12 protein-coding genes are annotated in these 14980 nt (G+C 68.1%); 7 read left to right on the plus strand and 5 right to left on the minus strand.

Annotation, left to right across the window (positions count from 1 at the left end; all coding sequences use genetic code 11):
* Positions 1-103 precede the first annotated feature (103 nt).
* Together JVX90_RS04110 and JVX90_RS04115 are read right to left on the minus strand one after the other, a co-directional pair.
* Positions 104-316: a hypothetical protein gene (locus JVX90_RS04110; RefSeq protein ID WP_205331172.1), complete on the minus strand. Its 213-nt coding sequence runs from the start codon at positions 314-316 to the stop codon at positions 104-106.
* Positions 313-1584, minus strand: coding sequence for a PspC domain-containing protein (locus tag JVX90_RS04115; protein ID WP_205331173.1), 1272 nt, complete (start codon positions 1582-1584; stop codon positions 313-315). The genes JVX90_RS04110 and JVX90_RS04115 overlap by 4 nt, the downstream gene beginning before the upstream one ends.
* Positions 1585-1683: 99 nt before the next feature.
* On the opposite strand from JVX90_RS04115, the gene JVX90_RS04120 reads away from it, so the two are divergent.
* Complete coding sequence (locus tag JVX90_RS04120) at positions 1684-2940, plus strand: ATP-binding protein (protein WP_240194053.1); 1257 nt, start codon at positions 1684-1686, stop codon at positions 2938-2940.
* Entirely contained in the window at positions 2937-3596 is a 660-nt protein-coding gene (locus tag JVX90_RS04125) for a response regulator transcription factor (protein ID WP_008380934.1), read from the plus strand. Before JVX90_RS04120 ends, JVX90_RS04125 begins: the two co-directional genes overlap by 4 nt.
* A gap of 25 nt (positions 3597-3621) precedes the next feature.
* Here JVX90_RS04125 and JVX90_RS04130 read toward each other — a convergent pair whose 3' ends face one another.
* Positions 3622-4836: a serine/threonine-protein kinase gene (locus tag JVX90_RS04130; protein ID WP_205331174.1), complete on the minus strand. Its 1215-nt coding sequence runs from the start codon at positions 4834-4836 to the stop codon at positions 3622-3624.
* Positions 4837-4915: 79 nt separating this feature from the next.
* Between JVX90_RS04130 and JVX90_RS04135 the strand changes: the two genes are divergently transcribed.
* Both JVX90_RS04135 and JVX90_RS04140 read left to right on the plus strand, forming a co-directional pair.
* Positions 4916-5836: a sam dependent methyltransferase gene (locus tag JVX90_RS04135; RefSeq protein ID WP_205331175.1), complete on the plus strand. Its 921-nt coding sequence runs from the start codon at positions 4916-4918 to the stop codon at positions 5834-5836.
* A 53-nt stretch (positions 5837-5889) separates the two neighbouring features.
* Positions 5890-6687, plus strand: a complete 798-nt coding sequence (locus JVX90_RS04140; RefSeq protein ID WP_205331176.1) for an ABC transporter permease — start codon at positions 5890-5892, stop codon at positions 6685-6687.
* Here the strand turns inward: JVX90_RS04140 and JVX90_RS04145 are convergent.
* Positions 6605-7123: a hypothetical protein gene (locus JVX90_RS04145; protein ID WP_205331177.1), complete on the minus strand. Its 519-nt coding sequence runs from the start codon at positions 7121-7123 to the stop codon at positions 6605-6607. The genes JVX90_RS04140 and JVX90_RS04145 overlap by 83 nt on opposite strands.
* Positions 7124-7240: 117 nt before the next feature.
* On the opposite strand from JVX90_RS04145, the gene JVX90_RS04150 reads away from it, so the two are divergent.
* Positions 7241-7981 carry a hypothetical protein gene (locus tag JVX90_RS04150; protein ID WP_205331178.1) on the plus strand — a complete coding sequence of 247 codons (741 nt, stop codon included), beginning with the start codon at positions 7241-7243 and terminating at the stop codon, positions 7979-7981.
* Positions 7981-9570: a DNA polymerase Y family protein gene (locus JVX90_RS04155; protein WP_205331179.1), complete on the plus strand. Its 1590-nt coding sequence runs from the start codon at positions 7981-7983 to the stop codon at positions 9568-9570. The genes JVX90_RS04150 and JVX90_RS04155 overlap by 1 nt, the downstream gene beginning before the upstream one ends.
* Positions 9571-9575: 5 nt before the next feature.
* On the opposite strand, the gene JVX90_RS04160 is transcribed toward JVX90_RS04155, so the two are convergent.
* Entirely contained in the window at positions 9576-11495 is a 1920-nt protein-coding gene (locus JVX90_RS04160) for an SDR family oxidoreductase (RefSeq protein WP_205331180.1), read from the minus strand.
* 156 nt (positions 11496-11651) lie between these two features.
* Between JVX90_RS04160 and JVX90_RS04165 the strand changes: the two genes are divergently transcribed.
* The gene (locus tag JVX90_RS04165; RefSeq protein ID WP_205331181.1) at positions 11652-14924 is read left to right on the plus strand and encodes an error-prone DNA polymerase; all 3273 of its coding nucleotides are present in this window, start codon (positions 11652-11654) and stop codon (positions 14922-14924) included.
* Positions 14925-14980 lie beyond the last annotated feature (56 nt).

The following is a 14980-nucleotide window of genomic DNA, read 5'->3' on the forward strand; positions in this document are numbered from 1 at the left end:
TCCTCGCAACGAGCAGAGCATCCCACTGCTCGTTGAGTGCCTTTCGTCTCGCAGGCTCGCTCAAGACCCGCGCAGCGAGTCGAAGCGTCGCACCAACAACCGCCTAACGCCGTCGCATGCCGGAGGCGACGAGGCCGAGACCGATGACGACTCCGACGGCGAGGACGGCCCAGGGGAGGGCTCGGGTGTCGCCGAGGCTCGGGCCGCCCGCCAGACCCCAGCCGGCGACCATCAGTGCCAGAATGCCGAGGACGGCGAGGCCGGGGCTGCGTCGGCGCTCGGTCGACTCTGCTTCAAGAGTGGTGTTCTCAGTCATCGGATCATCTCCACATTGCCCATGTTCACGTGGGCGTCGATGGTCAGGGTGGGAGTCTTCGCGTCGGGGTTGACGACGCCGTCCTTGCAGCTCACGTCACCGACGGTGACGCTGCAGTCGGTGCGGACACGGATGTCGTCCGGCAGGAACACCTTGATCTCGCCGATGCCCTGGCGGATCGAGACGGTCCGGTCCTTGTCGAGTTCGTTCAGCTCGCGCAGGTCGAGTGTTGTGGAGCCGATCGTCAACGAGTAGTCGTCGCGCAGGTCGGACGACGTCGGGGGAGTCCACGTCCGCTCGCCCACGCCGCCGGACGGGAACGTCTCACCGGGGCCTGCGAACGCGGTGGTCGCGAGGACGGCGACCGCTCCGAGCGCGGCAAGCGGAATCAGGCCCGACCCGCTGTGACCGGCGGGCCGACGCTGCAACGACGCGACCACCAACCCGGTCCCCAGTACAGCCAGCACCAATGACGCAATGCGCCCGGGCGTCAGCCATCCGACTCCGGCCAGTGACGCGGCCGACGTCGCCGCACCGGTCATCACGGCGAGCCCGAGGAAGATCGGTGTGACCGGCGAGCGCGGCACACGAGGGGCAGGCGGCTTCACGGGTTCAGTCGGCTCGGGCAGATCCCACGCGAACCGGGCAGCGCCCAACGGATCCCAACTCGGAGGCGCATCGGTGGGAGGGACGTCTTTCGTGAGCTGGACGGTGTCGCCGGACTGCTCCGTCGCCGCAGCGATACGGGGCTCGGCGCCAGGGTCGACGGACGAGGAGCTCCCGACCGGCGAGAAGTCTCCGATGGTCGAGGAACTGCCGTGGACGAGCTCGGCGGCAGACGTGCCAGCCGGGGCGACGGGAGTCCGCTGGTAGAGGAGATACCAGCCGCCGGCCATCAGGACCGCGCCGAGCACGCCGCTCGTTCCCCACGCGTTCGGGGAACCGATGATCGACATCGCGATCACCGCGATGATGACCAACGGGATCCACCTCAGGTGGCTGCGATGCCCGGCGCGCGCCCACGGAGGCCCGCCGTGCCATTGGTGTGCCTTGCTCTCGTCCTCGGCGGGAAGCGCGATCGCGGCGGCGATGTACAGCAGGATGCCGCTGCCGCCGAACACCGTCGCGACCACGAAGGCCACCTTCACCAGCGTCGGATCCACCCGATAGCGCTCACCGACACCGATGCACACACCGGCCACGGTGTTGCCGGAACGACGTCGCACGGGGCGCGTGTTCCACATGTCTTGGACAGTCGAAGCGTTCATGCCATTCATCTTGGCGACATTCGCGCCGCCGTGAATCCGGCGAAACCCTGAGATGCTCCCTGATGTGCGAACCGGCCACGACGTGCCACTATCGAATCAATGAGAAGAGAACTGCGCACGACTACAACCGTGCCGCGACTGCATCGACGCAGCGGCGGCAAGGTGATCGCCGGTGTGTGCGGCGGCGTCGCCGACCACCTCGGCGTCTCCGTATTCCGCGTGCGGGTCGTGTTCGTGGTGCTCGCGGCGCTGGCCGGAGCTGGAGTCATCGCCTATGCGCTGCTCTGGTTCTTCTGCCCGACCGGCGACGACACCGCCGCCGCGCCGCCGGGGGAACGCCGCCAGGCACACGGCCTCATCGTCATCGGCGTCCTCGCGCTCGCCGCGAACGGCATGGCCGCGACGAGCGCGCCCGCGCAGTCGATGCTCGCGATCCTGTTCGTCCTCGGCGGCGCCGCCATCGTGTGGCGAGAGGCCGACGTCACCGGCATCGCAACATCGCAGTCACGAACGCTGACGTGGGTCCGGCTGGCGACGGGTGCGGTGTTCGTGATCGGCGGGCTCGTCGTCATGGTGACCGTCCCCGACACGGCACTCGCGGGCATGCCGCCGATCGTGGTCGCGGTCCTCGCGACACTCGTCGGTGCGGTGCTGCTGACGGTGCCCGTCTGGATGCGTATGCTCCGCGCCTTGAACGAAGAGCGCGCTGCACGCATCCGAACCGACGAACGTGAAGAAATAGCCTCCCACCTGCACGATTCTGTTCTGCAGACGCTGGCGCTGATTCAGAAGCAGGCCGCGAACCCCGACACCGTCGCCCGCTTGGCGCGCAGCCAGGAACGGGAACTCCGCCAGTGGCTGTTCGGCGACCGCGCCCGGCCCCGCGAGTCCCTCGCCGCGGCGATCAGCGCTGTCGCCGTCGAAGTGGAAGATGCTTACGGCGTCGAGATCGAAGCCATCACCGTCGGCGACGTGACCCCCGACGAGATGCTCGACCCGGCCCGCGCACGCGGCTGGAGCGCACTCGTCTCGGCAGCCCGTGAAGCGATGGTCAACGCGTCCAAACACTCCGGCGCCGCGACGGTCGACGTGTACTGCGAAGTGGCCGATGACCAGGTGGAGGTGTTCGTCCGCGACCGCGGAGCAGGCTTCGACGTCGACGCCGTCGACCCCGACCGCCAAGGTGTCAGCCGTTCCATCCGAGCCCGCATGGAACGCGCAGGCGGCGCGGCACGTGTCAGCTCGACCATCGGACGCGGCACCAACGTCGCACTGACCCTGCCACGTGCCGCGGGCGAGATCGCGTCCGCTACAACAGAAGACGCACCCGCACAGAACGATCAGGAGATCGCATGACCGCCTACCGCCTCTTCCTCGTCGACGACCACGGAGTGTTCCGCTCCGGAGTCCGAGCCGAACTCGCGGGCGAAGACGGGATCGACGTGGTCGGCGACGCGGGCACCGTGCCGCAGGCCATCAGCGAGATCGTCGCGACCCGACCCGACGTGGTGCTCCTCGACGTCCACATGCCCGGCGGGGGAGGTGTCGGTGTCCTGCGCGGCGTGACCGACGCACTCGGTTCTGAGGCGCCGGTGTTCCTGGCGTTGTCGGTGTCGGATGCGGCGACGGACGTCATCGCGACCATCCGGGCGGGCGCGCGCGGCTACGTCACCAAGACCATCAGCGGTACGGAATTGGCCGACGCCGTCCGACGTGTCGCCGAGGGGGACGCCGTGTTCAGCCCGCGGCTGGCCGGATTCGTCCTCGACTCGTTCACCGGACGCTCCGCCGTCCCGGAACCGCACCTCGACCCGGAACTCGACTCGCTCACCAAGCGTGAACTCGAAGTGCTGCGACTGCTGGCACGCGGGTACACGTACCGCGAGATCGCCGAAGAACTCTTCATCTCGGTCAAGACCGTCGAGACTCACGCGTCCAACGTGCTCCGCAAGACCCAGCAGTCCAACCGGAACGCCCTCACTCGCTGGGCCGTCAACCGCCAACTGGGCTGACCGCTCGAAGCGTGTCGCCGCAACGCTAAACAGTGAGGACGATGATCCCGGCGATGATGGCCGTGAGCAGGACGAACAATGCGAAGATCGCGGCGGCGAGGCTGGCGTTGCTGCCACGCTGGGGCTGGTGCTGCGGCGGATAGAACTGGTACTGCGGCTGCGAGTACGGATACTGCTGCACCGACGGGTTCGACGGGTACTGCTGCGGCGGAAGAGGCTCGGGAGTCGCGCGCGGTGCGTACCGGCCGGGCGGGGGTGTCGGAGTGCCGACGCGCGTGTGCGCATACGGCTCGGGCTTCTGCAGCAACACCGACGGCGCAGGGGGACGGACGCGTGTGTGATTGGGCTTCGTCGAGACGAGGCCTGTCAGCACCTTCTCCGACGTGCCGAGTTCGGACGCCGCGTACTGGACGAGCAGATCACGGGCCTGCGACATCGTCGGCCGGTTCGCAGGCGAAGGCTCCAACAGACGCAGCAGGATTGGCTCGAGTCCGCCGGCTCGTGTCGGCGGGTCGATGCGGGCGGCCGCGGCGCGGTGCAGCGTCGCGATGTAGTTGTCACCGTCGCCGAACGGCGGTCGGCCCTCGATCATCGTGTACAGCGTCGCGCCCAGTGAGAACACGTCCGACGCCTCACCGGGTTCGTCACCGCGCGCCACTTCGGGGGCGAAGTAGGCGGGTGTTCCGGTGACGATGCCGGTCTGGGTGATCGACACGTCGTCTTTCACACGCGAGATGCCGAAGTCGGTGATCTTCACCAGACCCGTCGCGCGACCGCTGTTGGCGATCAGGATGTTGGCGGGTTTGATGTCGCGGTGGATGATGCCAGACGCGTGAGCCTCGGCGATGGCGTCGGCGACCTGCGCGATGATCTGAGCGGCCTCGACGGGCGCGATGGTCTCGTTGTCGCGCAGCACGTCGGCGACACTGTGCGAGGGGAGGTACTCCATCACCAGCCATGGCTCTTCGCCGTCGAGCGCGACGTCGTGCATCGACACGGCGTTGCGGTGCGAGAGACGAGCGGCGATCCGGCCCTCCCGCATCGCTCGTTGGCGGTTGGTGAGAGCTTCTTCGTGGGACATTTCGGCGACCGACAGGACCTGCTTGACGGCGACGTCGCGGTCGAGGAGTTGGTCACGCGCAACCCACACGGCGCCCATGCCGCCCCGCCCGATGCGCTTGACCAGGCGGTAACGGCCGGCGACGAGGTACGAGGGTCCAGGTTCGGCCGATCCGGTCATGGAGCCATCGTAGCCGGGACCTGCGACAGTCCATTCGGACACTTGACGAGATGTTCGCACATGTGTTCGGATGGGTGGCATGAGTGGAGTGCTCGAGTTGGTCGATACCGACCTGGTGCGGACGCTCCGGCTGCCGGAGTTTCCGCGCCTCGCGGTGCACGAGGTGCTGGCGTCGGCCATGCTGCGGTCGGTGACGGTGGAACGCGCACATCCCTACGACTACGCGCTCGAGACGATGGTCGGTGACGATCGTGAGATGCGGGTGCGGATGAACGCCGCCGCCGTGCTGAGACGTGAGCTCCGACGCCGGTCGTGGCGTCGATCGACAGTGGCCGTCGGCGTGACCGGCGCAGATCCCTACGGCGTGCTCGAGGAGCGGTATCGGCTGATGCCCGGTGTCATCTCGGCGCTCGCCGAATCGAACACACCGTTCGCGCTGTACACGGGGTCGGATCTGATCGTGCGTGACCTCTCACTGCTGCGGGTGGTTCGTCACGCGGTGCCGACCACGATCGTGGTGACCGTGCCCTGCCTCGACGACGACCTGAGTCGGCGGGCCGATCCGGACGGTTCGCTCCCGGCCGCGCGGATCGACGCCGTTCGGCGCCTCGCCGACGCTGGGCTCGAGCCGCATGTGCGCATCGCGCCGTTGCTGCCGTGCCTCACCGACTCGTCGTCGCAGTTGGACGCGCTGCTGTCCGAACTGTCGGAGGCCGGCGCGGCCCGCGTGTCCGTGTCGGTGCTCCAGCTCGACTCCGACGACGGCTATCTCGACTGGCTGGCGCAGGAGCATCCCGCGCTGCTGCGTCGGTATCGATCGCTGTACGGGCGCGGTTCGTTCGTGCCCGCCGACTACGCGGTCCGACTCCGTGAACGCATGACGCCTCTCGTTCGCGAGCACGGGCTCGCCAAGCCCGACGAGGTTGCGGCCGAAGAAGAGAGTTCGGCACCGTCGGCGGCGGTCGACGTTGTTGAACCGGAGAGTTTGACGTTGTTCTGACCTTTCGACTCGCGGAGCGAGTCGAAAGGTCGGCGGGGTGATTGGATTAGCGGGTGTCCGCACATGATCTGATCGCGACGGCTGTGGCCGTGATCGTGCTGGCGGGAGTGTCGGTCGGTGTTCTGCGCTGGTACGGCGTGCGGGAACGATGGGCGACGGCATCGGCGATTCTGCGCGGGATGGTCCAGCTCGCGGTGGTCAGTGTCGCGTTGACCGGCCTGATCACGCATCCCGGACTGGTGCTGCTCGCCGTGTCGGTCATGTTCACGGTGGCGGTCGGCACCGCGACGCGGCGACTTGCCGCTCCTGGAACCTTGTGGCGCACGGCAGGATTCGTGGCGCTGGCGATCGTGTCGGGGGTGGTGGTCGCGCTCGGGGCGGTGTTCGTGACCGGGGCGCTGGAACCGACGTCGCGCTACCTGTTGGCGTTGTCGGCGATCGTCATCGGCAACACCATGAACATCACGACGCTCACCGGGCGGCATCTCACTGAGACGCTCATCGAGCGGTGGGACGAGGTGGAGGCCTGGCTCGCGCTCGGTGCGACACCGCGGCAGGCGTCGTCGTCGATGGCGCGACATGCGGTGCACAGTGCGTTGGTGCCGTCGATCGATCAGACCAAGACCACCGGGTTGGTCACGTTGCCCGGCGCCTTTGTGGGTGCGATCTTCGGCGGGCTCTCGCCGGTGGAGGCCGGCCGTTTCCAAGTGCTTGTGTTGGCTGCGCTGTTGGCGTCAGGGTCGATCGCGGCGGTCGTCACCGCGCAGGTCAGGGCTTCGTCGCCGACGCGGCCCGAGCCTCTGGACCGGGGCGGGCGGCCACCGCTGACGCTGCACAGACGACGGCCGTGAGCAGAATGGTGCCGGTGGTTGCGACGATGACCGGCGTTTTCAGCGGAACCTGAGATACGAGGCCCGTCGCTCCGATGTTGACGAACAGGTCGCCGTAGAACACTGCGGGCCAGATGAGTGTGATGAGCGGCGCGAGTGCTGCGAGTGCACATGCAGCGGCCGCGACCGCGTTCGCCAACGGGAGAAGTGGTCGGACTTTGGGTGACGGCATCAGGCCGATCAGCGCGGCCAGAATCGCCACCACGGCGGCTGCGACCACCGCCCACCCGACGCCGACCACACCGAGGTCGTCGTCGAGATCGACGCTTGCCATGGCGAGCCCGTTCCACGACCAGTCGAGGCCGAGCGGGGTCAACGAGATCCACGGCAGGGCGGTGAGCGCGATCGACGTCACCGCGGCGATGATCACGGCGAACGGATAAAGGCGTGACTGCATGCGTCCGAATCTACGTGGCGTGCGGAGAGGCGGGGGCCGCGACCAGGAGCGTTGACGGTTGTCAGAGGTCGGTCGTACAGTATCGAACAAGAGTTCGAACGGCGGGAAGGGGAAGTTATGGCACGGTCAGAGGAGGTAGAAGCCCTGCGGAGGCGTCTGGCGGGCATGTCGGGCGACGCCGTTGCGGAGACCTCGGTGCTTCCCGTTCCCGAGGCCATGGCGCCGCTGTTCCCGCGCCGTGGTCTGTCTCGCGGAACGGTGGTCGCGTCCACCGGGGCGATCACCGTGCCGATGGCAGTCATCGCCGAAGCGACCCGGGCGGGCGCCACGGTTGCGCTGGTTGGACTTCCGCGGCTCAACCTGGCCGCGGCCATGGACATGGGGGCCGACCTGAGTCGCGTTGCAGTCGTCACCGAGCCCGGTGTGGACCCTCTGGAGGTGGCGGGGGTGCTGCTCGACGGGATCGATCTCGTGGTGCTCGGGCCCGACCTCGGCCCGGGCCGCAAACGCGGGCCGGTTCCGCCGTCGCGGGCTCGGGTCCTGGCCGGCCGGGCACGCAAGCAGTCGTCGACGCTGCTCGTCCTCGGTGACTGGCCCGGAGCGTCGGTCCGCATCGAGAGCGAGGTGACCGAGTACCGGCACGTGCCCGCGCGGCGAAGTGGGTTCGGGCGCATCGGCGGGTTCGGAGTCGACGTGCGGGTGACGGCTTCGGGTGCTCGTCCATCGTCAGGTGGTTTTGACCTCGTCGCCCCGGGCATGGGTGAGGCGACACCGGGGGAGAAGCCGGTGCTGCAGTTGGTCGCGGCGCACGGCTCGGTACAGCGTCCGTCGCGTCCGGCACTCGCCGTGGCGAACTGATGGACACTCAGAGCGGCCGTCGGGTGATGGCCGTGTGGTGCCCCGACTGGCCTGCGGTGGCGGCCGCGTCGACCGTGGGCATCACGGTGGCCGAGCCGATCGCCGTCCTGCATGCGGGAAAGGTGGTGGCGTGCTCGCGGGCGGCGCGGACCGTCGGCGTCCGCCGTGGCATGCGGAAACGTCAGGCGCAGTCGTTGTGTCCGGATCTGATGGTGTTCGACGCTGATCCGACACGTGACGGTCGGCTGTTCGAACCGGTCGTTGCGGCGGTGACCGAAGTGGTCCCACTCACCGAGGTGTTGCGGCCCGGGCTGCTGGTGGTGACGGCCGATCGGGCTGCGCGTTACTTCGGTGGGGAGGCGGTGCTCGCCGAGCGGATCGTCGACGCCGTCGCCGCGGCCGGCGTCGCAGCGCGGGTGGGAGTGGCTGACGAGCTGTTCACCGCTGTCCTGTCCGCACGGTCCGGACAGTCGGTGCCGCCGGGCACCGACGCCGCCTACCTGGCGACACGGCCGATCTCGGACCTGACAGTGGAGGTCGCGCTGTCCGACCCGACGCGTCCCGATCTTGTCGACCTGCTGTGGCGACTCGGCATCCGAACGCTCGGTGCGTTCGCCGAACTGCCTGTCGCCGACGTCGCATCGAGGTTCTCGGCCGACGCCGTTGTTGCGCACCGGTTGGCGAGCGCGTCACCGGGCAGGAGGCCGAGTCGTGCGCCGATTCCGGCCGTGCTGGAAGTCGAGTACACGTGTGATCCGCCCGTCGACCGCATCGACTCGGCGGCCTTCCTCGGCCGTCGGCTCGCCGAGGAGTTGCACCATCGTCTGTCGGCGGCGTCGCTGGCCTGTACTCGGCTCACCGTTCACGCGATAACCGAACGTGGACAACGACACTCGCGTACCTGGTGGTGTGCGCAGCCGCTCACGCCGGACGCCACCGCCGACCGTATCCGTTGGCAGCTCGAAGGATGGCTGGTCGGTACGGCGGGACGTGATGCGGGTGGGGCCGGTGCGCCGGACTCGCCGATCGCGCGGCTGCATCTGGAACCGGTGGAAGTGGTGGACCCCGGGTCTCTGCAGCACGCGTTCGTCGGGGCCGGTCTGCCCGCTGCGATCGGCGACGGGCTCACCGACCGAGCTCGGCGTGCGCTCGTCCGTGTGCAGGGCCTCCTCGGCGGAGAGTCGGTGCGGGTGCCGATCCGCAGTGGTGGACGCGGGCCCGCCGAGCAGGTCGCGCTCGTGACACTCGGGGACGAGCAGGTGCCGCCCCGCGATCCGAACGCGGCCTGGCCTGACCGGCTGGCCCGACCGTCGCCTGCGCTGCTGTCGCACACCGACGCCGAGCTGCTCGACGCCGAAGGCGATCAGGTCGCGGTGACGCCACGTGGCGGTTTCACCACGGAGCCCGCCGAGGTCCGGGTGGGACGTCGGCCGTACACGGTCTGCTGGTGGGCCGGGCCGTGGCCGTTCGGCACCGACGCCGAGCCGACTGGCGTCTCGGCGAGAGCCCAAGTGCTCCTGGAAGACTCGCGAGCACTCCTGCTCTGCTATCGAGAACGCGCCTGGACGGTGGAGGGAGTGTACGAGTGAGGAGCTCAGCCCTTGCCGAGTGCCGCGTCCGACTCGCCGACCAGCAGGTACTCCTGATGCATGATCCGGTTGGTGAGCCGAGGAACGGTGTGGTGCCCGAGGTCGACGATGTCGCCGATCAGCGTGTTCACGCGTTTCGGCTTGTCGATGATCGCGCGGAGCACCCGGCTCGCTGCTTTGTCGACGCCCCAGATTCCGTGCTGTGCCTGGTAGGCGTCGGTGGGAGCGATCATCTTGGTGCGGGTCAGCGGCAGTCGGACGGTGCTGAACGTGACGTGATCGGACAGCGTCTCGGCGGCCGTCGCATCGCTGAACGCCTCGAGCGCCGCCTTCGACGCACCGTACGCGCCGAATCGGGGCCCGTGACTCTGCACCGCGACCGACGACACGTTCACGATGTGGCCTGCCTGGCGTTCCACCATGTGCGGCAGCAACGCCAAGGTCAGGTAGACGGCACCGAAGTAGTTGACTGCCATCGTCCGCTGATAGTCGTGCGAACGGTCGACCGAGTTGAGCGTCGACCGGCGGATCGAACGTCCGGCGTTGTTGACCAGCACATCCACGTGGTCGTGCTCGGCGATGATCGACTTGATGAGCGTCTGAACAGTCGACTCGTCGGTGATGTCGGCGGGATACGCGTAGGCGTGTCCGGCCGGAAGGCCGTCCTTGGGAGTCTCGGCGTTCAGCTCGTCGGCGACGTCGGCCAGACCGTCGACACTGCGCGCCACCAGGAACACGTTGGCTCCGCGCGTCACGCACATGCGCGCCGTCGCCTTGCCGATACCCGACGACGCGCCTGTGATCAGCACGTTCTTGCCGACCATCGAACCACGCGGATCGGAGCGGCGATGCCTCGCCGGATCAAGATGCTCGTTCCAGTATCGCCAGAGGCCGGGTCCGTAGTCGGTGAGATCCGGCAGTTCGACGCCGAGCGAGCGCAGGATGTCGAGGGTCGTGTCGCTGCGGAACCGGACGGGAAGTGCGACGAGGTCGAACAGGACGGCGGGGACGTCGAGTTGGGCGGCGACGGCGTCGCGCGCGGCACGCAGCGGACCTCGCGAACCGGCGGCGAGCACCGGGCGCACCACCGCGCCGGGCAGCGCGTTGAAACCGCGAGGCGCGTCGAAAGCGGGTGCGAGTGCGTTGAACATCTCGGTGACGGTCCGCCGCTGCGGATCGGACAGGTGGAACACCAGCGAGTCGTCGTCGGGCCGGTGATGCAGCAGCGCGACGATCGAGTCGGCGACGAAGTCGACCGGCACGAGATTCACCCACCCGAGGTTCGGCAGGGGCATCCTGAGGAACGACGGCAACTGTCCGAGCAGCGACATCTGACCGAAGAAGTAGTAGGGCCCGTCGATCTTGTCCATCGTGCCGGTGATCGAGTCGCCGACCACCGCGGACGGCCGGTACACGCGCCACCGCAGCCCGGCCGTCTCACGGACCGCCTTCTCCGCCTCGAACTTCGTGCGGTGGTAGGCGGTGGGAAAGCCCTGGCCGAGATCGAAGTCTGCCTCGGTGAACTCGCCGTCCCAGTCTCCGGAGACGGCTATGGACGACACGTGATGCATCGTCGCGCCGAGATCGGCCGCGAGGGCGGCGACACGTGCGGTGCCCTCCCGATTGGCGGCGTCCTGCGATGCGTCGTCGGCGGTCACGTCGTATATCGCGGCCAGATGGATCACGTGGTCGGTGCCCTTGAGTACCGTCGAATCGTGGATGTCGAGGTCGTCGGCAGTGAGATCGCCGGGCACGGTGATCACCCGTTCGCCGCCGTCGATGCCTTCGAGGACCTGTGCGAAACGTGGAAGCGAACTGGGACGCACCAGCGCGGTGATACGGGTGTCGGCGTCGCGCGCCAGGAGTCGTTGCAGCACTCGACTGCCGATGAATCCGCTTGCGCCCGTAACGAAGTAGCTGGTCACTGACACAGGTTCTCATATGTGGCATGCATTCGGTGTGCTGGCACGATTCTGTGCCCGCCCGGTGTCGGATCTGTGTAGTCCGATTGATCAAGTCAACTCGAGCAATCCGCCGGCTACCGGTTCCATCTATCGAACGTATGTTCTATAATCGGATGAATGGGGTGGAGCAACGGTCCGCCGACCTGGTCGGAGATGGAGAGGGTGCTGTCGGGCCGAGGCCCGGGGGCGGGGGACCGACGCGGCGAGACGTTTCCGCCCAACGTCGGTGACGGCGGCGACTCGCCCGCATGGTCGCGCAAGCGCGGTGAGTACGTGCCTGCCGACATCGCGTTCGGACGGTCGACGATCGGATACGCGGAACTGCACGCCCACAGTGCGTACAGCTTCCTCGACGGTGCCTCGATGCCGGAGACGATGGTCGAGGAGGCGTGGCGGCTCGGACTGACGGCGTTGGCGCTGACCGACCACGACGGCTTCTACGGAGTGGTCCGCTTCGCCGAGGCCGCACGAGAGTTCGGGATGCCGACAGTGTTCGGCGCTGAACTGTCACTGCAGCACGACGCCCCGCGCGCGGGCGCCGTCGACCCGGAGGGTGATCATCTGCTGGTGCTCGCCCGCGGGGACGAGGGATATCGGCGGCTGTCGAGAGTGATCGCCGACGCGCACATGACCGGAGGGGAGAAAGGGCGGCTCCGGTACGACGCCGACGCGATCACCGCGGCCGCAGGCGACGGGCATTGGCAGATCCTGACAGGCTGCCGGAAGGGCGCGGTGCGTCGAGGGTTGGCGCGTGCCGGGCGGACTGGCGCCCGTGATGCGCTGGGCGACCTTGTCGAACGGTTCGGCCGCGACAACGTGACGGTGGAATTGACGGCCTCCGGCTGCTCGGACGACGACGAGCGCAACGCGATTCTCGCCGACATCGCCGCCGAACTGCGCCTGTCGACGGTGGCGACGACGGGTGCACATTTCGCCGGTCCGGCCAACCGCCGACTCGCGACAGCCGTGGCCGCCGTACGTGCGCGCACCGACATGACAACGATCGACGGTTGGCTGCCCGGAGTCGGAGGTGCGCATCTGCGCAGCGGCGACGAGATGGCTCGCCTGATGCCTGCGCACCTCGACGCCATCGACAACGCCGTCCACCTGGCGTCCGACTGCGCGTTCTCGCTCGGTCTGATCGCCCCGAACCTCCCGCCGTTCGACGTCCCCGAGGGGCACACCGAGGCGACGTGGCTGCGGCATCTCACAGAGGAGGGGGCACTGCGCAGGTACGGGACGCGTGTCGCCCGCCCGGACGCGTACCGACAGATCGAACACGAGCTGGCGATCATCGAGACATTGACCTTCCCCGGCTACTTTCTGGTGGTCCACGACATCGTCTCGTTCTGCAGAACCCACGACATCCTCTGCCAGGGTCGGGGGAGTTCGGCGAACTCCGCGGTCTGCTACGCCCTCGGCATCACCAACGTCGACCCGGTCGGCAACCATCTGCTGTTCGAACGCTTCCTGTCGCCGGAGCGTGACGGTCCGCCCGACATCGACGTCGACATCGAGTCGGATCGGCGCGAAGAGGTGATCCAGTACGTGTACTCGCGGCACGGCCGGGCCAACAGCGCGCAGGTGGCCAATGTCATCACGTATCGGGGTCGGTCGGCCGTCCGCGACATGGCGCGTGCGCTCGGGTACGCGCCAGGCCAGCAGGACGCGTGGGCCAAGGTGCCCGACTCCGCGCCGGACGATGTTCGCGACCTGGCATCACAGATCTCGTCGATGCCCCGCCACCTGGGCATCCACTCCGGCGGGATGGTGATCTGCGACCGACCGATCGCCGACGTCGTCCCCACCGAGTGGGCGCGGATGCCCGGTCGCAGTGTGCTGCAGTGGGACAAGGACGACTGCGCGGCCGTGGGGTTGGTGAAGTTCGATCTCCTCGGTCTCGGCATGCTGTCGGCGCTGCACTACGCGATCGACCTGGTCCGCGAGCACAAGGGGATCGACGTCGACCTCGCGAAGCTCGATCTCGGCGAGGAGGCGGTGTACGACATGCTGTGTCGTGCGGACTCGATCGGCGTGTTTCAGGTGGAGTCGCGTGCGCAGATGGCGACACTCCCGAGGCTGAAGCCGCGGAACTTCTACGACCTCGTCGTCGAGGTGGCGTTGATCCGACCGGGCCCGATCCAGGGTGGATCGGTGCACCCGTACATCCGGCGTCGCGACGGCAAGGAGGATGTCACCTTCGACCATGACTCGATGGAGGAGTCGCTCGGCCGGACCCTCGGAATCCCGCTGTTCCAGGAGCAGATGATGCAGGTCGCGGTCGACGTCGCAGGCTTCGACGCAGGCGAAGCCGACCAACTGCGACGGGCGATGGGATCGAAACGGTCGCCGGAACGGATGAAACGTCTCAAGGCGCGTTTCTACCAAGGGATGCGCGAGACGCACGGCATCGTCGGTGAGACGGCCGATCGCATCTACGAGAAGATGGCGGCGTTCGCCAACTTCGGGTTCCCGGAGAGTCATTCGCAGAGCTTCGCGTCGATCGTCTTCTACTCGTCGTGGTTCAAGCTGCATCACCCGGCGGCGTTCTGTGCGGCTCTGTTGCGGGCGCAGCCGATGGGCTTCTACTCGCCGCAGAGCCTGGTGGCCGACGCCAGGCGACACGGCGTCGAGGTGCACCGGCCCGACGTGAATCGGTCGCTGTCGTACGCGACGCTCGAGAACGACGGACTCGACGTGCGCATCGGGCTCGCCGCGGTGAAGGGACTGTCGGACGACGTGGCGCTGCGGATCGTCGACGATCGCAGCACCGGCGGCCCGTTCACCTCGGTGGCCGACTTGTCTCGACGTATCGAGCCCACGCTCGCGCACCTGGAGGCGCTCGCGACGGCGGGCGCCTTCGAGTGCTTCGGCCTGGATCGTCGGGCCGCGCTGTGGGAGGCCGGAGCCGCAGCCGGAATGCGCGACGACCAACTCCCCGTCGTCTCGCCGCGGTCGGCGCCGACACTGCCTGGCATGAGCGAGGTGGAGCTGACCGCCGTCGACGCGCTCTCCACCGGCATCTCGCCCCGCTCGTACCCGACGCAGTACCTGCGCCCGCGGCTGAACGCGATGGGAGTGATACCCGCCGACGGACTGCTCGCTGTGCCGGACGGGTCGCGTGTGCTCGTCGGGGGAGCGGTGACTCACCGGCAACGACCCGCCACCGCGTCTGGTGTCACGTTCGTGAACCTCGAAGACGAGACCGGCATGGTGAACGTCGTCTGCTCCGTCGGTCTGTGGGCGCGTTATCGAACCCTCGCGCAGACCGCGTCCGCCCTGCTCATCCGAGGGAAAGTGCAGAACGCGGAAGGCGCAGTGACCGTCGTCGCCGACCGCCTCCAGAAACTGGACCTCAAAGTCGGAACCCGCTCGCGCGACTGGTGCTGACGGGTACTCCGTTCCCCGAGCGGAGTCGAGGGGCCGCAACGTACCCTCGAACCGAA

Source organism: Gordonia sp. PDNC005, from assembly GCF_016919385.1.
Classification (GTDB): Bacteria; Actinomycetota; Actinomycetes; order Mycobacteriales; family Mycobacteriaceae; genus Gordonia.